Annotated in this window: 15 protein-coding genes and 1 pseudogene; 1 reads left to right on the forward strand and 15 read right to left on the reverse strand. The window is 47.4% G+C overall.

The window, feature by feature from the left end; translation table 11 throughout:
• Nucleotides 1–52: 52 nt before the first annotated feature.
• Nucleotides 53–613 carry a cysteine hydrolase family protein gene (locus ACR6Z4_RS15240; RefSeq protein ID WP_479718144.1) on the reverse strand — a complete coding sequence of 187 codons (561 nt, stop codon included), beginning with the start codon at nt 611–613 and terminating at the stop codon, nt 53–55.
• 145 nt (nt 614–758) lie between these two features.
• A complete protein-coding gene (locus tag ACR6Z4_RS15245; protein ID WP_479718145.1) occupies nt 759–1,973 on the reverse strand; it encodes a glycosyltransferase family 2 protein in 1,215 nt (404 codons plus the stop codon).
• 369 nt (nt 1,974–2,342) lie between these two features.
• Between ACR6Z4_RS15245 and ACR6Z4_RS15250 the strand changes: the two genes are divergently transcribed.
• Nucleotides 2,343–5,171, forward strand: a complete 2,829-nt coding sequence (locus ACR6Z4_RS15250) for a TIR domain-containing protein (protein WP_479718146.1) — start codon at nt 2,343–2,345, stop codon at nt 5,169–5,171.
• 170 nt (nt 5,172–5,341) lie between these two features.
• Here ACR6Z4_RS15250 and ACR6Z4_RS15255 read toward each other — a convergent pair whose 3' ends face one another.
• From ACR6Z4_RS15255 to ACR6Z4_RS15315, 13 genes and pseudogenes are all read right to left on the reverse strand, one after another.
• The gene (locus tag ACR6Z4_RS15255; RefSeq protein ID WP_479718147.1) at nt 5,342–5,968 is read right to left on the reverse strand and encodes a cupin domain-containing protein; all 627 of its coding nucleotides are present in this window, start codon (nt 5,966–5,968) and stop codon (nt 5,342–5,344) included.
• 37 nt (nt 5,969–6,005) lie between these two features.
• Nucleotides 6,006–6,581 (reverse strand): sigma-70 family RNA polymerase sigma factor, encoded by a 576-nt coding sequence (locus ACR6Z4_RS15260; protein ID WP_479718176.1) that lies wholly within the window; start codon nt 6,579–6,581, stop codon nt 6,006–6,008.
• 268 nt (nt 6,582–6,849) lie between these two features.
• The gene (locus ACR6Z4_RS15265) at nt 6,850–7,347 is read right to left on the reverse strand and encodes an SRPBCC family protein (RefSeq protein ID WP_479718148.1); all 498 of its coding nucleotides are present in this window, start codon (nt 7,345–7,347) and stop codon (nt 6,850–6,852) included.
• Between the two features lie 113 nt (nt 7,348–7,460).
• Complete coding sequence (locus tag ACR6Z4_RS15270) at nt 7,461–8,798, reverse strand: condensation domain-containing protein (RefSeq protein WP_479718149.1); 1,338 nt, start codon at nt 8,796–8,798, stop codon at nt 7,461–7,463.
• 3 nt (nt 8,799–8,801) lie between these two features.
• Nucleotides 8,802–9,212 carry a nuclear transport factor 2 family protein gene (locus tag ACR6Z4_RS15275; protein ID WP_479718150.1) on the reverse strand — a complete coding sequence of 137 codons (411 nt, stop codon included), beginning with the start codon at nt 9,210–9,212 and terminating at the stop codon, nt 8,802–8,804.
• Nucleotides 9,213–9,387: 175 nt separating this feature from the next.
• Complete coding sequence (locus ACR6Z4_RS15280) at nt 9,388–10,263, reverse strand: DMT family transporter (protein ID WP_479718151.1); 876 nt, start codon at nt 10,261–10,263, stop codon at nt 9,388–9,390.
• A gap of 29 nt (nt 10,264–10,292) precedes the next feature.
• Nucleotides 10,293–10,544 carry a hypothetical protein gene (locus tag ACR6Z4_RS15285; protein WP_479718152.1) on the reverse strand — a complete coding sequence of 84 codons (252 nt, stop codon included), beginning with the start codon at nt 10,542–10,544 and terminating at the stop codon, nt 10,293–10,295.
• Between the two features lie 452 nt (nt 10,545–10,996).
• A complete protein-coding gene (locus ACR6Z4_RS15290; protein WP_479718178.1) occupies nt 10,997–11,164 on the reverse strand; it encodes a hypothetical protein in 168 nt (55 codons plus the stop codon).
• A 97-nt stretch (nt 11,165–11,261) separates the two neighbouring features.
• A pseudogene (locus ACR6Z4_RS15295) lies at nt 11,262–11,465 on the reverse strand (DUF5615 family PIN-like protein); the annotation flags it as partial.
• A 5-nt stretch (nt 11,466–11,470) separates the two neighbouring features.
• Entirely contained in the window at nt 11,471–11,800 is a 330-nt protein-coding gene (locus ACR6Z4_RS15300; protein ID WP_479718153.1) for a DUF433 domain-containing protein, read from the reverse strand.
• Nucleotides 11,801–11,984: 184 nt separating this feature from the next.
• The gene (locus ACR6Z4_RS15305) at nt 11,985–14,771 is read right to left on the reverse strand and encodes a TM0106 family RecB-like putative nuclease (RefSeq protein ID WP_479718154.1); all 2,787 of its coding nucleotides are present in this window, start codon (nt 14,769–14,771) and stop codon (nt 11,985–11,987) included.
• Between the two features lie 311 nt (nt 14,772–15,082).
• Complete coding sequence (locus tag ACR6Z4_RS15310; RefSeq protein ID WP_479718155.1) at nt 15,083–16,681, reverse strand: gamma-glutamyltransferase family protein; 1,599 nt, start codon at nt 16,679–16,681, stop codon at nt 15,083–15,085.
• Between the two features lie 59 nt (nt 16,682–16,740).
• Nucleotides 16,741–18,741, reverse strand: a complete 2,001-nt coding sequence (locus ACR6Z4_RS15315) for a cation:proton antiporter (RefSeq protein WP_479718156.1) — start codon at nt 18,739–18,741, stop codon at nt 16,741–16,743.
• Between the last annotated feature and the right edge of the window lie 79 nt (nt 18,742–18,820).

Below are 18,820 nucleotides of genomic sequence, written 5' to 3' on the forward strand. Positions count from 1 at the left end.
CACTGAATTTGCAAGAGTCTAATGGTGGTAGAAATCCATGATGCTGCCGTAATTACAAGCGTTGCATCAAAGTTTGTGTATCAATCACGGTGGCATATTCTTGATGCATGTTCGCTAAGGAAAGTGCATGAACCTGCTCTGCCCGGTAGAGGTTTTGGTCTAAATCTCGCTTGTCAAACGTCGCTGTAGCATCGGAGACAACATAGGTATCAAACCCAAGATTGCCTGCAACTCTGACTGTTGCTTCAACGGAGTTGTTTGTGATTACACCCGTCACAATCAAAGTTTGATAGTTGTTGCTTCTTAACCACTGTTCTAAATCAGTGCCAATAAATGCACAATTGACGTGTTTATCAACAACTTTTTCACCTGGTTTTGGCAGTACAGCATCTTTAAAGTCACACCCTGCTTGTCCAGGGCGATAGGTTGAGTCTGGCTCCGTTGAAAGGTGTCGAACATGAACGACTGGGCGCTGAGTTTCACGCCAAGCATGCAGTAACTGTGCAATATTTGCCTCTGCTTGCTCATTGTTGCGTCGTCCCCAACGGGGATGATCAATTGCCTTCTGGACATCAATGATGATGAGAACCGCATTGGATGAAATACTTGTCAACTCACTCTCCCTCTCCATTACAGCGCTTCCCGCTTGAACATCGCGCTTGAACATGGTTAGATTTTTTGTTGTGTGCCGCGCGGAGCGCGGCACACAACAAAAAATCTGTGGCTTAATCAATTGAAAATGGCTGTAATTCCCTTGATCAGGACTGGGTTGATCGCAGAGAACGTCCCCGCCAGGTCCATCCCCATCCGGTTTCCGTCTTCACAATCGACGCGATCGCCAGCAGGGCAACAAACGCTCCGCCCACACTATGTAACCACCAGTATTTTGGGGAACAGTTCAAGGCACGTTCAGCCAGCCGTCGTAGCTGATATTGCAAACCAATTGTTGCCAGAGCCAAAATGATTGCACCATATACGAGCAGCGTTCCACCCGTGTGCAACCACTGAAATGTGGCGATCGCCAGTCCTAGCCAGGGAATCGTGTAGATCATTAGCATTACTGCTACCAGAAGCAGCATTAGCCCGACACTGCGATTGGCACCGACATAGAGTACCTTAGTCCAACCCTCCCACAAATTAGCCAGTGACGTGTACATCCGTAGCGTTGCTAATTCTGGTGCCAGACGATATTGCAGCATCAAGCCCTTGTGTTTGAGCGATCGCGCCAGGGCAACATCCTCAGCAACCTGGTCGGCGACAGCCCGATGGCCACCAATTTGTTCGTAAGCGGTGCGACGAAATAGCATAAATGGACCCGCAGCAAATGCCGTGTCTGTGGTTGGATCGTGAATCGCTGGCTGATTGAACGAAATCAACATACTGATGAAAAGTAATGGTTGAACCAGCCACTCTACCAGAGAGCCACAAACGACTGCTGGAATGCAGTTGAGTAAGTCGATCGAGTCTGCTGTCATGAGCTGCAATGCGGCTTCAACGGCTCCCGGTTTAAGCCGGACATCTGCATCTATAAATAGTAAAAAGTCGCCCTGTGCCCGGTCTGCTGCCTGGGTGCAAGCCCAGGTTTTACCTACCCATAGGGATTGCGTTGGGCGAGGTCGTCCCGGTACTACGTTCAACCGGGGATCGTTTAAGGTTCGCAGGACTTGCAGGGTTTCGTCGGTGGACTGGTCATCCACGACCCAGACCTCCAGATACTGGCTCCCTAAGGGTGTGCTATTTAATACAGAGGTCACACAGTCATGAATATTATGGACTTCGTTATAGGCGGGGATAATCACCGATATCATCGGCTGGTGCCATGTCGCTGAAAGCTCGACTGAATCTGTCATCAGCGGCGGGGAAAGCGTCTTGATATCTGCGATCGCGCACTTCAGTTGGTGCAAGTAAATCCCCATCGTGACCAGGGATAAACTCAGTACACTATCCAGAAGTAAAGTAGTTTGAATGACCATCAATTCACTTCGGTAAAGAAATTAAGATAAATCTAGCCTGCTTAAAGCAGACAGATCCTCACAAAATTAAAAACCATAGATTTTTCAGGAGAGTGCGGCGAAGCCGCACTCTCCTGAAAAATCTATTCACATTATTTTTATGAGCATTCTTAGATTATGATTTAATTTTTTGGCGTAAAATTTAGCCTGTCAACGGCTTCAGGCGGCACTAAACGCCTAGTGTTGCAAACACGAAATTTTGCAACATGGGGGTTTGGGGGCTGCGCCCCCAAGAGGGGGTAAAACCCCCTCCACCCCCTCTAAAACTTTTAAGTTGGTGTACTAGTGATCATTCATACTGCATTTACCTGCGGTTAAACGCATCTTGCTATGACCCATCATTCCAGTGTTGCAGCCAGCTCAACCACTGCTTCAGAAACGCCCCGAAATGACATCTTTATCTCCTATTGTCGCCGAGATAAGACATTTGTCCAAACGTTAGACACAGCTCTGCGGCAAGCGAATCGAGACCCCTGGGTCGATTGGGAAGACATTCAGCCGACTGAAGATTGGTGGCACGCGATCGAACTGGGGATTGAAGGGGCAAATACCTTTATTTTTGTCATCAGTCCCGATTCTGTAACCTCTAAGGTCTGTCGCCAAGAGGTTGAATATGCCATCAGCCATAACAAGCGTCTGGTACCGTTGCTGTGGCGAGAAGGTTTCAGTATGGACGATGTTCATCCCGCGATTTCTCGGCATAACTGGATCTTTTGCCGCGAGAACGACGATTTTGAGCAGGCGTTTCAGAAATTGATTGGGGCGATCGCAACCGAGATTGACTATGTTCACCTGCATACCCAGTTACTCATCCGCGCCAAAGAATGGGAACGCAAGTCTCACGATCGCAGTTTTCTCTTGCAGGGAAAAGGACTGGAAGAAGCCCAAAGCTGGTTGGTGCGGGGAGAAACGCTACCACCTCATCCAACAGATTTACATCGGCAGTATATTCAAGCCAGCCAAAAATATGCTGTCGAATGCCAGGATATAGAATTACGATTGCGAAAAATGTCGCCGCAGCAATATCGTAATCGTCAGGCATTACTCAATAAAGTCGATCATTATTGGATTAAAAGTGTTTTGCAAAACTCCCTGTCGGGTCAGGTCTTGATGGACTTGAATCTGGCAGACCGCACCGATCTGATCATGCATCCCTGGCAAATCACCCTAGAGAGTGCCGATGCTGGTTCTCAGATGTTGCAGCCGGGTACTCGCATCGTGGCGCTGTTGGATCAATTGGGGGAGGGGCGAACGTTACTGATTTTGGGCGCACCGGGGGCAGGCAAAACCACCCTACTACTAACCCTGGCTCAAGATCTGCTGGCGCGAGCCGAACGTGAACTGGATTACCGCATTCCCGTAGTCTTTAACCTGTCTTCCTGGAAAGGTGGCAGACAAACCATTGCCGACTGGTTAATTGAGGAACTCCACACCAAATATCAGGTGCCAGAGGCGATCGGGCAAACCTGGCTCGACGAACAACAACTGCTATTGCTGCTGGATGGGCTGGATGAAGTTGAGGAAGGAAAACGCAATAGTTGTGTTGTGGCTTTGAACTTTTTTCAGCAACAATCGGGTGCAGAGATGGTGGTATGTAGTCGTTTGCAAGACTACGAAATCCTGACTGAAAGACTCTACTTTCAAAGTGCGATTTGTGTTCAGGCGTTAACCTTAGACCAGATTCATCAGTACCTGAATCAGCCCAGGGCAGAATTAAGTGCGTTGAAAACGCTACTTGAACGAGACATGGCTTTGCAGGAGTTAGCGCGATCGCCGTTGATGCTGAACGTGATGATCCTGGCGTATCAAGGATGTTCGATCGAGCAAATTTCCGACATGGATCTGACCCAACGCTGTCAGCACCTGTTCGATTCATTTATTGAACGGATGTTCAAACGCCGGGGCATTGATGAGCCGTACGATAAGTCACACACCCTGTACTGGCTAAGCTGGTTAGCACAACGCCTGCGCCAGGAGTCGCAAACGGTGTTTCTCATCGAAAATCTGCAACCGAGCTGGTTACAGAGCGGCTGGCAAAAGATGGGTTATCGCGTACTGGTCAACATGGCAATCGGAGTCGTTTGCGGATTGGCGATCGGGATGTTTTCCAAGGTGGTCAATTACAGCCTTTCGATCCCTTTGGGACTTCAGGTTGGCAGCCTGGCAGGTTTCTTCTCCGGCTTGATTACAGGTCTGCTTCACCAGCTTTACTCTAGAAGCACGTCTGGGATCGTTGCTGGGATTACCGCGAGTGCCCTTTTTGGATGTGTCAGCCTGATGTTGGGCAGTCCTCAACCGCTGAACTTGTTGATCTTTGGACTGGTGTTTGGAATTATTTTAACCCGGGTCAATTACCAAAGGATCGAGGCTGTAGACGTGACGCAATGGTCCTGGCGGCAGGGTAAGCGGATCTTTTGGGTCAGCGGACTCTGGGGACTGATCGCCGGACTGTTTCTGCTGGTTGCTCGCGCTTCGTTGCCCAACTTTCACGATCAGTACTGTCAGAACTCTCACGTGCTAGCGCAATGGGCGGGTAGCGTTTTGATCAACTTTTTATGCCGACCCGAGCATAGAATCGGTGGGTTAGCTGTAGTAGGACTGTTAGCACTCGGTCTTATGGTAGGGTCAATCGTTTGTTTGATCCTGGGGTTTGAAAAAGTTCCAAAAGTTGAGCAAAGAACGCGCCCCAACCAGGGAATTTGGAACTCAGCCCTGAATATGCTCAAGTTAATGTTTATCGTGGGACCTCTGACGGGTTTAATCAGTTTCGTCTTCTGGCAACTTTACTTCTATTCGGCTCAATTCTATTCAGCTCAAATGCCTGTAGCACCAGGAGTCGCTGTCAACTCCCCCTTAATCTGGTGGATCTATTATGGAAATTCTCTGGACGATGGTCTGGGGTTTGGCGGAAGTGTTGGGTTAATGGTGGGATTATTGGGCGGGCTCGTGAGTGGCGACAATTCAGGCTTAGTTTGTTTGCAGCATGTCATCTTGCGAATGGTGCTGTGGCGGCATGGATACATTCCCTGGAACCAGGCTCGGTTTCTCAACTACGCCACGGAGCGCATTTTTTTGCAAAAAGTGGGAAGTGGCTATATTTTCACGCATCGATTGCTACTAGAGCATTTCGCTCAGATGAAAATTCACAAACCTGAGTAACTTTTTTGGGAGAATGCGGCGGAGCTGCATTCTCCCAAAAAGTTGTGGTCTTTAATTTTGTCAGGATTCTAAGAATCGTGGATTGAATCAGATCGAGTATTGAATCGTTTGGAGGGGCGAACGGCCGTTCGCCCGTACAACAAATCATCGGAGTTATTTAATTCCCATTCCTAAGCAGATCCTACGGTCGCCAGATTGGGATATTCATCGTCCATGGAAGTGTGGAAGAAGAATCGGCAGCCCCCAGTGGTGTAGGGAGCATGACTGGAGCCTGGAAGCGAGCGAATGTAATCTCCGGCTCCGTAGACCTGATCCCCAATCACCAGATCGCCCTCCATCATAAAAATTTCTTCAATCGCCGCATGACGATGAAACGGATAATAGACTCCGGGTTCAGCCTTGAGAAAGCCAACCAGTTCTCGGGTCACGTCATCCCGATGGACGATCGCAACCAACACTCCTGGTGTGGGGTGAGGTTGCCAGTTGAGATCTTGCGATCGCATCGCAGAATAGCCTGTCGTTGTCGGGGTAGCTAATCCTGGCTCAGGTAGCGTCCGTGACGATGGGGCATCCAATCCGAGGCGATCGAACAATTGATTTTTTAAGCCTGCTGCCATTGGCAAATCCGGAGCATCGTAAGCCACAGCCGTGACTGCCAACTGATACTCTGCCAGTTCTTCTGCCAGGTCGGGGCACTTGGCAACCTCCTGCTCGACCCAGGCTCGTTCTGCCTCGGTCAGCAAATCTAACGCATAGAGGGGAGCGAGTTCACAAAAGCAGTCGTTAACTCTGTCCATGTTCGCTATTTCCCAACGACAATCCCGTGCACTGCTGTTATAAGTCCTCCTTTGAGCCAAGAGCAGACTTTAACTTACTCAATCCTAACCGAATCCGCGTTTTAACGGTTCCCAGAGCCAAGCCCGTCTGAGCAACGATTTCACTCTGGGTGAGCCCCTGGTAATACGCCAGTTCCAGCACCAGTTGCTGCTCTTGGGGTAGCGTTTGCAGAGCCAGCTTGATTTGGCTACGACGCTCTCGGATCGATGCTTCTTCAAATAGATCTACGCCATCGGCTTTGGGTTGGATCTCTACTGCATCCATTGATACGGTGGTAGAGGGGTGGGTTCGGTGCAGTTTCCGTACCCGATCTAAAATCCGACTGCGAGCCAGGGTAAATAGCCAGGTGTCTGCTCTGCCCTTTTGCACATCGTAGCGATCGCCAATTCGCCAGACCTGAGCAAATACATCCAACACAACTTCTTCGCTTTCTTCAACGGATCGCAGACTTTTGAAGGCTAATCCATACACGATCCGGGCATAGCGATCGTAAAACAGGGACAGAGCGGTTTGATCGCGCTGAGCAATTCGGGTAAGCAGCGAAATATCATCAACCGCTGTAGGTGGCTCCATCCGAACACGAGTGATCTTGCTGGGAATATGGGCAGAAATTGTACCCCAATCCCGTGTCAGTTCAGCAATTTTTTTTGAAGACTCAATAATTTGAGGATGGTCTTCGATGATCGCCGTGTTCTTCATAGAAGCTGATCAATCCATTGAATGTTTATAGCAATGGGCAAGTTGACTCAGTGCAGGGGGTGCAGAGGACACCGCGATATCGTCAATAGCAGTCATTATCAGCACCCATCATCGGCAACCCGGATCAATGAGCAGCAGTCAATCAAGTAGCTTTAGACTGTTCCGCACTATCCATGTCCAGTAATTCTGCTTGAAGCCGTTGAGCCAATCCTCTGCCGCCCTGCTGCATGATGGCATTGTGGTTCCACTCCAATAGCGGTCGAGCGATCGCAGCCAGGGCATTCATCCAACGTTTTGTTGTGCGTACAGTCCAGGTGTAGTAAATTTCTGTGCCGCGATCGGTTGTGGATAGCTCCCATAAACCATGTCCTTCCACATCACCGAGAGCGATCGCTGCCATTCTCACGGGAGCCTGGATCTGAACAACGCGAGTATCAAAGGTCAAGGTATAAGACAAAGGCGTCTTCCAAATAAACCGCCGCACATTGCCCAGTCCATCGGGTTCCCCGGATTCCAGTTCAACCACAGAGTCCACGGCAGGCCACCAGAGATGCCAATCTTCAGAATGGGTAATTGCCTCCCAGACTTGCTCAATCGGTGCGGCAATATGCCAGCGGGTAACAAACTGATATTCTGCCATAGTGATTTGCTCCTGATGAGTGAATGAATCATTAGCTTAAATCTTGCATCTTTCTCAAACCCGCCCCATTTGCAGGAGCGCGAAGCGCTCCTGCAAATGGGGCAAGATCGGAGTTAAACGTGTTGTAATTCTGCTGTGTTGTTTTCTGGTGGCGGTGGCATGACAGTGAATGGCGTCATCTCTGGTGTTGCGATCGCCAGTTCCAGTGTTTGCATTGCCTGTTTCACCAGACTTGATTCTGCATCCGAATCCTGGCAGACAACGGTATAAAACAAGCGATCGCCCAGCGTTGCTACGCCGCATACGCGTTCTGGTTCAAATCCTGACAGCACTATGGGACCATAAATCGCGTTCAAAACCAGATTGCCATAGTGCTGAGGTATGGCTAAGCGTCCCAGATTTGTCACCATCACATCGGATGTGCACTGTTGATTAAATACGTGTTGGACAAACTCAGGACGAGGATTGGTGGCTATCAGCACTTCATATCGTTGTGCAAGTTCGAGTAAGTACTTCGCGTCTGTTTGGCGCATGAGGTCTGATTTGAGCGATCGCGCAGTTTGCCAAAATTGAGTTTGCGCCGTGACTGTATGGGTGGTTTGAGCGGGTGCAATGTAAATGCCGCACGCCTGTTCACATTGATCAGTCAGGTAAGGGCGAAGATTGATGGGTGAAAAACACTGGAATAGTTTCTTAGAGCCGCGATGATTCCGGGCGATCGCAAACAGCCAGGCTGTGCAAATTGCGGCATGAATGGTTGTTCCTTCTTGGCGACAGCGGTCAATCAATTGAGCGGTGATGGTCGCTGACAAATACCCAGCGTTTACTTGCAATGGAGCACCCACAACCAAGTTAGGATTTATCTTCTGACGAATCCTTTGCCACACTTGCTGTAACTTCAACACCCCAAACCCCAGAACTTTCTGAAGTGTTGGAACAGGTTGATAGTGAGGCAACAATGATTCTAGAGGAGGTAAAATAGTCCGGTTGAACTCAGCGTGTTGAGAGTTTTCTAGTAAGCTCAAAATCTCTCGAATAAGATGGACCGTTGCTATACCATCGGCGATCGCATGGTGACACACGACAATCAGTTCGGACACCATTGGAGAGTTCAACCAGATAACTCGGATCAATGGGGCTTTTGTCCAGTCAAAGGGCTGTGACAACTCCCAGGCGACTTCTGTCTGCCATTGTGTTTCTCCTTGCCGTGAGACAATTCGACAGGGAATCGGAGTGGCGTGTTCAACAAAATAGGGCGTTCCATCTGACTCCAGGGCAATTTTGACGCGCAGGAGCGGGTGCTGTTGTTGAAGGTGATGTAGGGCGTTGGTCAGATGATTAGAATCAATGATTCCTTGAACCTGAGCTGTCAGAGCAAAATGTAGAGGAGTGGTGCGATCGCGCAACCAGACTGCCCACTCTGTTGCACCCAATCGTCGATGAGATTGCATGGCTTAACCATCCTGTAATTGCGGTAGCAATGCTGATGGATTCCAGTAAGCTCGGAGCGATTGAATCTTGCCATCCAGGTTGATTTCAAACACATCAATGCCTTCAAAGGTAACGTTGCGCCCATTTTTGCCAATTCCACGACCTGTCCACTTGACCGCAACCTCTTGACCATTGACCGACATAAAATCTTCAGTCAGTTCAACCGATGCAAACAGATCCGCAATGGATTGCAGAAATTGACGCACGTCGGCAGGACTGGTCAGAGCAGGGGCTTCTGCTGGATCGTGATGCATACAGTTTTCGGCAAAGCAGGCAGCCATGTTGTCTGCTTTGTTGTTAGAACGACTGGCAGCAAAGTACTGTTGTACAACTGACTGAGCCATCTGCGGCAGTGGCGTAATAGGGGTAGTCATGGATTTTAGTTCCTCGATCAGCGTTGGATCTATAGCCATTGAAGGGTTAATCAGGACGGGGTGCAGGGATGGAACCCCTGTCTCAATCAGTCCTTCAACTGCTATACATTGGATTACGTCAAAGAAAATGGTTTGGATCTGTTCAAGTTTCACAAACTCTAGACGAAGCCTGACCCTAACTTATTTCAGCGGGCTGATTCGCATCCTTTGCGATCGCTACCATAACGACAGCTATCAGAATCAACGCTCCGCCAATCAATTGCATTTTGGTAACTGATTGATGCAAAATTGTCGTTGACAACACGATGGTGACTACAGGTTCCAGCGTCGATAGCATTGCTGCTGTGGGTGCGCCTAACAGCTTAATTCCAGCAAATAACGTGCTGATCGCTAAAATTGTTGAAACAAGGGCAAGTGCGGCAAGGGCAAACCAACCAGATAGTAAGGTCGGCAAGCTAATTCCACGGATTGCCACGATGCCTCCATACACCAGTGCCGCAGACGATATCATCACAGCACAGGCTGTTAACGGCTCTTCTTCCTGCATCACCTGTTCACCCACAAGCACATACGTAGCATAGACACTGGCAGAAATCAGCCCTAAAATTACTCCAGATAATTGCGTGTCTACCCCAGATCCAATCGTCGATACGGTACCGAGTAACGCAATCCCTAAAGCCATTAACTTTGTAGGACTGCTGGGTTGATGTAAGAGCAGAATCGATATACCCACAACAATCGTAGGATATAGGTATAAAAGCAGTACAACAAGACCGGGCGAGGCAACGGTTAGCGCTGTAAAAAAGCTGAGTGATTGCAGGACAAATCCAATACCACCTATCAAAATCAATATGCGCAAATTTTGGTGTTTGGGCAGTGGAATCCTTCGGATCAATAAGTAAGCACAAAGACAAATGGCAGCGATCGCAAATCGAAAAAATAACGCAGTCAGAGGGGTGACCCCTGATTCATAAGCAAAATGGGCAAAGATTGGCATTGCACCAAAGGACGTTGCTGACGTGATAATGAGTAGAACACCTAGAAGTCGCATAATAGTCCTTCGCTTGGCGCAAACCAAACTTAACTAAATTCTAGGAACATTAAGTCATACTTTTTCTTTTTATTAAATAAAAATTTACAGTGTGCGACTTCTTCATCGGTTGGTGCAGGTTGCTCTGTTTTTAGTAAACCCTTCATGCGGCGAATTGCATCAGAACGGTCAGGCTTGGCAACAGTCGTCTCTTGTAGGGATTCAACGATCACAGCGATCAATGCGAGGCGATCGCTGGGGGACAGTTTGAAAACTTGTGCTTTCAATTCCTGAGATAACATAGACGTTTCTACACTCAACGAGTCTACCCTCTAGTATGAGCGACCCTGCTCTTTAGGACTAGATTGATGTCTCTGGCAAAATTCCCAACCCGTTACCGACGTTTCAATATCGTTCACGCAGGAAGCGTAGGGCGATCGCGTTTAGTGCATTTTATCCAACAATACAAGGCTTGAGCATTTCCCAGCATCTACTATCCATCTTGAGATGAACTCCTCAGCCTCAGCAAATAACTCACAGGCTTTCACTGAAATCGGCATTCAAACTCGTACACATTCTCGTACATATTCTTTTTTTCCACAGCTTACGAATCATTCATTTTCTACCTCAAATGAAACGGTCTAACGGCGTCCATCACCTGCCGCAGATAACCTCTGAATCACACCGATTTACTTCCGACGGTCAGTGTACATGGGCGTTGTTATGTATGCTGCGATTTAACTCAACTTTGCTTTTACAGTGGTACATATAACACGATATTTTTCCATTCGGCTTGTTCGCTACAATCTACTAGCAGTAGCAACTCATCGATCGACTGCCGAATAGGCATTCGATTATTTACCACAAACATCCCTGCCATCGACTCTCCTCTAATCAGGCGACAATAGAACCCATTTGACATTTATCCTACTATCCTTGTCAGATAAGGGTTCCAGGGAATTTTCTATTTTCCTGAAACCCTTTCGCAGCAACTGTTTTGCAAAAGATCTCAAATGGGTTCTATAAGCAAAATCTGGCATCGTTGCACGATCGTGAGTAAGAAGGATGTGTCCATGATGTGCCGCCCAGTCTAAGATTGCTGGGTCGTCTACTTCTCGCAAACCAACATCCTGAACTCGAAGTAAATCAAGTTGGGGTTGACGCAGCAGTAAGCCCCGAACAATGTCACCGTTGAAGTTTTCATCACTCAACAAACTCAACATATTTGCTACAGATTTTGTTGAGATATTAAGCGAGCACGAATAAAACTCAAATCAGGTTGAATACTAGATAAACGTTGCTGCACAGACTCAGCTAATTGCTCTCTCTGAGTTAGATATGCTTCTACAGCATCTTTATGCCGAAGGTAGTAGCCGATAGTGTTGTAGACATCAGACAAGGATAGAGTTGAGTACCGATTAACAATAGACTCGGGGGAAGCACTATCTTGAAACGCTCGAATTACAGTCTCCACCAAAACTCTTGAATTCCCAACTCGCACGGCTCCAGTTTCATCCTCATGGAGAGGTGGTGCTTCACGCTCTAAAATTAGCTTCATAGATTAAATTTTATCCTGGGTACAAGTTCATCCTAACTTGAATCAGAGCAAAGTCACTCTGTCAAAAAGCTTCAATTAAAATCTCACTATCTCCAAGATTTGCATGTTTCTTATTTTGGGATCTTTACAAATTTTCTAGAATGCTGACCAAAAAAGCATGAATAAAAACAGTAGAGTCCGGCTACTAATCTGAATTCATTTCTTCCTGCTTTGGCATGCCAACAGGTCTCGTAGATTTCTTAGCTCTAGGCACCTTGAATTTATCTATATCTTGTTGCCCTGATAAAAGAAATTTAAGAAGGGGCTTGTTTTGAAACCGACAGGTCTGCTTTATTCCAAGCAGCAATAAATAGTCTCGGGTGATAGACTCATAAAGAGAACCGGATATTGTGCGTTGTATTGCAAAGTGTCTTATACCATTTTCAGCTGTATTATTGTGCCAGGGGATTCCGTCCTCTTCTAAGTATTGAAATAGATTTTCTCGATGACGAATAAATCGCTTTTGGTATCTGCTAACCAATTCTGAGAGATATACTCTATCATTAATTTCTCTATCGTAAAATTGATCGACGGACTTCTTAAACTTATTAAGATTTCTCTTCTTCAAGCCATATTTTTCGATAGCTTCAAAAATAGGTACAATCAGATTTCTTACAGCTATCACAAAATTTTCGAACTCTGAGTCAAATGGCTCTTTCCAAAGATCATAATTTAGATCTCGAATTAAATGAACCCAGCACTTTTGTTGACGACATTCTAGAGAGTCATACCCAGGATAAAAATCAGAAATTAAAACGCCTCTGTAATTTAAGAGAATTTCACGAACTACCCCAATTTCTCTGGTCTCCGTGAGTTTAAAGACCGTATGTTTTCCATTTGTTATAACCCACACATACCAGTCTTTGCCTTCAATACTGACTCCTGTTTCGTCAACATGAATAAAAGGACTCTCTAGGAGGCTTTGCAGTAGTTTTTTCTCAGTTTCTTGGTAATAACGTGCAATATATGTAAGGCACCGGGCGGCCGTGTCATCGTTAATGGATTCATTAAACTGTTCCTCAATGGCTCGCACAATAGTACGGTAGGGCAAGCGCAATTCAAGTCTCTGATATACCATCCAAACCTGAAAACCATGACCATAAATCTGTTGCTTATCAAACTGTCGAATGCCAAGCGGGCTATGGTAACGCGAACATTTTGGGCAATAGCCTTGGAAACCCGTATATTTAACTACAATCTTTTTAATTCCGTTTTTTAAGAAGACCAAATCAATGATATTTCTCTCAGCGGCTCTATCGGTCTTTCTAAGAATTGAATTTTGACACTTATGACATATTTTGTCCCGAGGAACTTGAATTGTTTTCTGAGCCTTAGGTATTATTTTACGGTAGGTGCGAGTACCTGCCCGTTTGCTCCCTCTTTTTTTGCCATTATCATCTTGCTCATGTTTATTCTGTCGAAGGCTTATTTTGTTCTTATCATAATCTTTATGAGCTGTTTTTATAATGATCTCAAACTGCCTATGTATTGACTCACCACTTTTAGTAGAAAATTTTTGAGGTTGATCTGCGAAGCCAACTTTTAGTGAAGTACTACAAGCTTTTTCGAAATTGGAAATTGTATCTGTTAGCAAACCTAATGCTAGACAATCTTCTTGATTATAAGCGAGGATTGACTGCCTATATGAGTCGTTCTGAGTTTCCTCTAACTTATACCGCCAAAAAATACATTGCAGACCAGATGCTTCTGAAGATGACCAAGAGAATCCTAGAAAACGCCCAATCTGCTTCAAGCCATTTGAGTATACAGGAAAATAAATCTTGCCATAAATGTACTTGTTGATGTTTACTAGACGTTTTTCGATATCTAAGCAGTCAGTATTATATCTAATCTTCAAATCACTAATTGCTTTTGCCTCATAGCTTCCATAGTGGTAAATTGGAGCTTCAGGATATTCTTTAAGCTTTTCAATTAGCTTATGAAATATTTCTCTCTCATTATCTTTATCATCAGCCCAAAAAGAATAATAGGTTTTATCTCCATTATCACAGGTTAATAAACCTATTAAGTAATGGAAGTTCTGATCTGGAATACTTTCAATATCTATAAATAATTCTATTGGCTTTCGAGTTAATTCTATCGCTTCTTGAATATATATTTTTTGATCTCGAATTGCCAGCGCTTGTAACTCCAGGTTGTGTTTTACTGCTTTTGGTTCTTTTTGTTGTTTTCGATTACGGCGAGGCTTGAACAGATAGGAGAGCTGCTTAACTGTAAAAATACCCCGCTTATTATATTTCTGAATCACTTTTCCCGTCATGCGGTCTAATAAGCTTAGATGATTCTCCTTCTCAGCTTGCTTCCGACAAAGCTGCTGAAACTGGCAGGAGGGGCAATGCTTGTTCAAAATTAAAGGCGGAGGCTCACTTGGGAGGACGTTGCACCAGTCTTGCAATACTTTCAAAATTTGCTTGATGCTCTTATAACCACTTTTCAATTGAACTCGATGAGCTTTCCCATCCATGCCGACAATTTGTCCTGAAACAGGTAACTGCTTCTGAATTCGCCCTAGTACCCACCCAAGGAATAGTAGTTCCACTTTTTGCTCAAGGGTGATGCTATAAGTACCCGTAACGATTATTGGCTCGTAGCTGATCTGACGATTCGTCGAGCTAGTATCCGTTTTAGTCAAGATGGCACAGTCAGCTTCCAAATGATCTGACCGGAGTGTTACATCAAACAAGAACTTATACTTATTAAGAGCTTTTGTGTCATATGCCCTGGCTTCAGGATGGTATTGGAGGAACTTTTCCAAATACTGGAATCGATTATTTTCGCGGCGTTCTTCCAGAATTAACGAGTAGTCATGAGGCTTTCCCCTGTCCTCAGAAAACAAAAGCAGAAAAGCCTTGCGAGGACACTGCGAATAGGCAACAAAGATTTCAGAAGTGATAACTGGTGTGTCGCTCATGATAATCTCTCAAGTTTGCCCTGGATTGGCGACATAACTGTTATTAGGCTAAAGGATTCCGCCCATCTGCCAAAATTAGGTAGTATAGATAAAATCCTTCTGTCTATTACTCCAGAATGGGTGGATAGGTAGAATATTTCCCATAATAGTTTAGTTGGAAGGAATAGGCAGAAATCTTCCGTATGTTTTCCGGTGCAGCACATCAACACGAGTAGCCGTATGGGTTGTGCTGGGCATTAGCTTGACTGATTCTTACCATGCAATCACGTCCAGATAGCTTTAGATCAAGTTCGAGATGATTCTCAGCTCTATTACTGTGCGATCGCAATGCCATCGGCTCTGGGTTCTGAAGCAGCAATTAAAACACCATCTTGACGCAGGATGATTTGACCTTTGCCAAAGCGCTCTACTTCACCGCTCATTAAAATAGTGTGATTGCGATCGCTCAATCGCATAGCGGTGGCGCGGGGTACGGTTTGTTCGAGTAAAACGGTATTGTCGGCAATGAATCGCCAGCGGGGAGCATCCAGGGCAGCCTGGGGATTCATACCATAGTCCATCAGGTTGACCACGACTTGGACTTGTCCTTGAGGTTGCATGGGTGCGCCCATAACCCCGAAGGGACCCAAGGGTTGATCGTTTTGGCTGAGGAAGGCGGGGATGATGGTATGAAAGGGACGTTTGCAGGGGGCAACTTGATTGGGATGTCCGGGTTGCAGGCTAAAGCCTGAGCCACGATTGTGTAAGGCAATGCCAGTTCCAGGAATCAGGATGCCGCTCCCAAAGCCTTCATAGTTGGATTGAATGAAAGAGACCATCAAATCTTGATCGGCAGCTGCCAGATAGACAGTACCGCCTTTAGGAAGTCCTGGTTCGGCAAGTGGGATGGCGCGATCGCCAATCAGGTGTCTGCGATCGGCAGCATAGGCTTTATCCAATAGTTTTTCGACGGGCATCGTCATGAAGTATGGATCTGCGGTGTAATGATGCACATCGGCAAAGGCAAGCTTCATCGCTTCAATTTGCCAATGAAAGCTATCGGCAGAATCACGCGGATATTGAGCAATATCAAAGCCTTCTAATAGATTCAATGCCATCAAGGTGGCTAAACCCTGGGTGTTGGGCGGCATTTCCCATACGGTCAGATCTTTGTAGGTGGTGCAAATTGGCTCGACCCACTCTGCTTCATGGGCTGCCAAATCGGCGCGGGTCAAGTAGCCGCCTGTGCTGGCAGCAAAGTCTGCTATTTTTTCGGCTAATTCACCTGTGTAGAAAGCGTCACCGCCTGATTCAGCGATCGCTTGCAACGTCTGAGCATGGGCTAAACTTCCCCAGATTTCTCCGGCACGAGGGGCGCGATCGCCTTTGAAAAACACATCTTTCAAGGGTTGAAATTCCGGCGCTGTCAACGGTAAAAAGATAGCTTCTGCTCGTTTCCATGCCCGTGCTGTTTCTGGGGAGACAGGAAAGCCTTCGGTGGCATAGCGAATGGCTGGAGCAAACAATTGTGCAAACGGTAATTTGCCCCATCGATCGGATAGCGATCGCCAGCCGGATACAGCACCGGATACTGTCACCGCCAGCCAACTATAGGGGGGGACTTCAACCATCCCAGCAAATAAGTCTGGAGTTAACGCTTGGGCACTTTTGCCGGATGCATTCAAGCCATGCAATCGGTCATCCCAGACCAAAGCAAAGGCATCGGAGCCAATACCATTGGATGTCGGTTCGACAACGGTGAGCGCGATCGCCATTGCCAGGGCAGCATCGACGGCATTACCCCCTGCCCAGATCATTTCCATACCTGCCAGGGTTGCCAGAGGTTGGCTGGTTGCCATGGCACAGCGTCGGCCCATAACGACTCGACGACCAGAAGCATAGGGATAATCGGTCAGGGTATTCATGTTCATGAACGTGCCAGCGGGTTAGGTAGGGATACTATCAGCATGGGGCTGACTTGGGACAGAAATCAACTGGGACTATCAACAATCTCTATGTCGGCAGGGGTGAGATCAAGGCTCGCGTTCGTCAGCTCTTCGGCAACTTTTCTGCTGGGTTTCAGCTCTTGCACTGGGGTTTCGTCGGATTTCACCGAGCGAGGAATTTCTTCGATCTGGGGAAGTTTTTCCAGACTCAGCCGTTGCGGTCTAGAACTGCCCGCCAGCCGCTTCACCATGGTTGCACGCGGATCATGCAGCAGATAAATTAAGCGATCGCCAACTTGCCAATCGTCTATCCCCTGATTGATCAAGATACGCCCTTCCCGCTCTAGCAAAATCGGGACAAATTCACCTGACTCAACTAATGCTTTCAAGTGCGATCGCTGTTCCTCCACCGTAGCGGGTTGAATCATCGTTTCACCCAGACGAATCTTGTTATCACTGATGTAACGATTCCAGGTTTTCAGAGCAATTTCGGGGATAAATGCCTGTTGCACTTTGGGGCTTGTACTGGTAGTAGATGAAGTATCACCCGGAAAAATTGCCAACACTCTCGGCGGCTGAAATTCTTCGACGGCTCGCTGTGCCAGAACCACATTTACTTCACCATTATTGGTCATGGCTAAAAATGTACCTGCCGTTGCTAAGCCTGCTTTTTCCAGTACATCTGTATCCAGGGCACTGCTGACAAAGGTGGTGAATCCTTCGTCACGGGCTAATTGACAAGCATCGGCATCGGTGTCAATCAACACCACAGATTCACCCTTTTCATGAAACAGACGGGCAATTAATCGGCTGAGTGGGTTGCACCCGACAATCACAGCCCCCGTCGCCTGACTGGAAGTAATACCAAGCCACTGAGCAATCCAGCCTGCGGTTAACCCCTGCACAAATACTGTGGAGATAATCGTCAAAAAAACCAGCGCTTTGATGGCATCCCCCCCATTGATGCCCCGTTCCGTCAACAAAATGGAAAACAATGAGGCAACGGAGGCAGACACAATACCGCGCGGCGCAACCCAGCAGACAAATAACTTTTGTCGCCAGTTCATGCTGCTGTTGAGGGTGCAAAGCCAGACGTTAATCGGGCGCACGACAAACATCAGAATGGCGACGGTGATCACGGCTCCTTTACCCAGGGCAAATAAGCTAGCAATGGATAAATCGGCCGACAGCATAATAAACAGCACCGACACTGCCAAAATCGTTAGCTGTCCTTTAAAGCGGCGCAGCAGACGTTCGTCGGGCAAACCGGCTGCCCCTAACACGACCCCAGCCACCACCGTTGCCATTAGCCCTGATTCGCTGCGGATTGCCTGAGCCATGCCAAACAATCCCCACAGCCATGCCAGAACCACGAGATTCTTCAGATCTTCCGACAGGAATTTGGCATGTTTCAGCGTCAGGCTGAGCAGCCAACCCCCCAGACCTCCGATCGCCGCACCAACTCCCAACCGCAGCACTAGCCCACTGACAACGGAGACCACATCGGCATCGCCATTGAGAATCACGTCCAGTACGACCACTGCCAAAATCGCACCGACTGGATCGATCAGGACGCCTTCACCTTCTAACAGGGCAGAGACGCGGCGATCGACTTTGACTTGCTTGAGTAAAGGACCGACCACGGTAGGGCCTGTGACCACCACCAGAGAGGCATAGAGAAACGCGATCGCCCAGGGAAACTCAGCAAACCAATGCGCCGACATGCCGCCCCCGATCAACGTGATCAGGGTGCCAAAGGTAACCAGGTTGCGCAAGCTATCGGAGACCGTCCCCAGATCGCGTAACTCTAGACTCAGCCCTCCCTCAAACAAGATCAGGGCAACACACAGCGCGACAATGACCTCTAAACCAGACCCCAGGACTTGCGGATGCAACACGCCCAGACCATCAGACCCCAGGGCAATGCCGAAGAGAAGTAAAAAAACAATGCTGGGGACTTTCAGATAATCTGCCAGCACTTGAGCACTAATCCCTGCGACGATGGTCATGACCATCTGCAAGGTGATCTCAAGAGTTGAATCCATCAGCCTTACCTAAGGAAGCGCTCATCGGGTTTGCCAGTGAGTCGATGATGTTGACGGTGCCAAATGCCTGAACCGCATT

Source organism: Calyptranema fuscum S582 (genome assembly GCF_055793305.1).

Bases quoted from the DNA above. Each gene is read 5' to 3' on its own strand.
- ACR6Z4_RS15245 (WP_479718145.1), bottom strand. From the start codon at position 1,973: ATGGTCATTCAAACTACTTTACTTCTGGATAGTGTACTGAGTTTATCC.
- ACR6Z4_RS15250 (WP_479718146.1), top strand. From the start codon at position 2,343: ATGACCCATCATTCCAGTGTTGCAGCCAGCTCAACCACTGCTTCAGAA.
- ACR6Z4_RS15255 (WP_479718147.1), bottom strand. From the start codon at position 5,968: ATGGACAGAGTTAACGACTGCTTTTGTGAACTCGCTCCCCTCTATGCG.
- ACR6Z4_RS15260 (WP_479718176.1), bottom strand. From the start codon at position 6,581: ATGGAGCCACCTACAGCGGTTGATGATATTTCGCTGCTTACCCGAATT.
- ACR6Z4_RS15265 (WP_479718148.1), bottom strand. From the start codon at position 7,347: ATGGCAGAATATCAGTTTGTTACCCGCTGGCATATTGCCGCACCGATT.
- ACR6Z4_RS15270 (WP_479718149.1), bottom strand. From the start codon at position 8,798: ATGCAATCTCATCGACGATTGGGTGCAACAGAGTGGGCAGTCTGGTTG.
- ACR6Z4_RS15275 (WP_479718150.1), bottom strand. From the start codon at position 9,212: ATGACTACCCCTATTACGCCACTGCCGCAGATGGCTCAGTCAGTTGTA.
- ACR6Z4_RS15280 (WP_479718151.1), bottom strand. From the start codon at position 10,263: ATGCGACTTCTAGGTGTTCTACTCATTATCACGTCAGCAACGTCCTTT.
- ACR6Z4_RS15285 (WP_479718152.1), bottom strand. From the start codon at position 10,544: ATGTTATCTCAGGAATTGAAAGCACAAGTTTTCAAACTGTCCCCCAGC.
- ACR6Z4_RS15290 (WP_479718178.1), bottom strand. From the start codon at position 11,164: ATGTCAAATGGGTTCTATTGTCGCCTGATTAGAGGAGAGTCGATGGCA.
- ACR6Z4_RS15300 (WP_479718153.1), bottom strand. From the start codon at position 11,800: ATGAAGCTAATTTTAGAGCGTGAAGCACCACCTCTCCATGAGGATGAA.
- ACR6Z4_RS15305 (WP_479718154.1), bottom strand. From the start codon at position 14,771: ATGAGCGACACACCAGTTATCACTTCTGAAATCTTTGTTGCCTATTCG.
- ACR6Z4_RS15310 (WP_479718155.1), bottom strand. From the start codon at position 16,681: ATGAACATGAATACCCTGACCGATTATCCCTATGCTTCTGGTCGTCGA.
- ACR6Z4_RS15315 (WP_479718156.1), bottom strand. From the start codon at position 18,741: ATGGATTCAACTCTTGAGATCACCTTGCAGATGGTCATGACCATCGTC.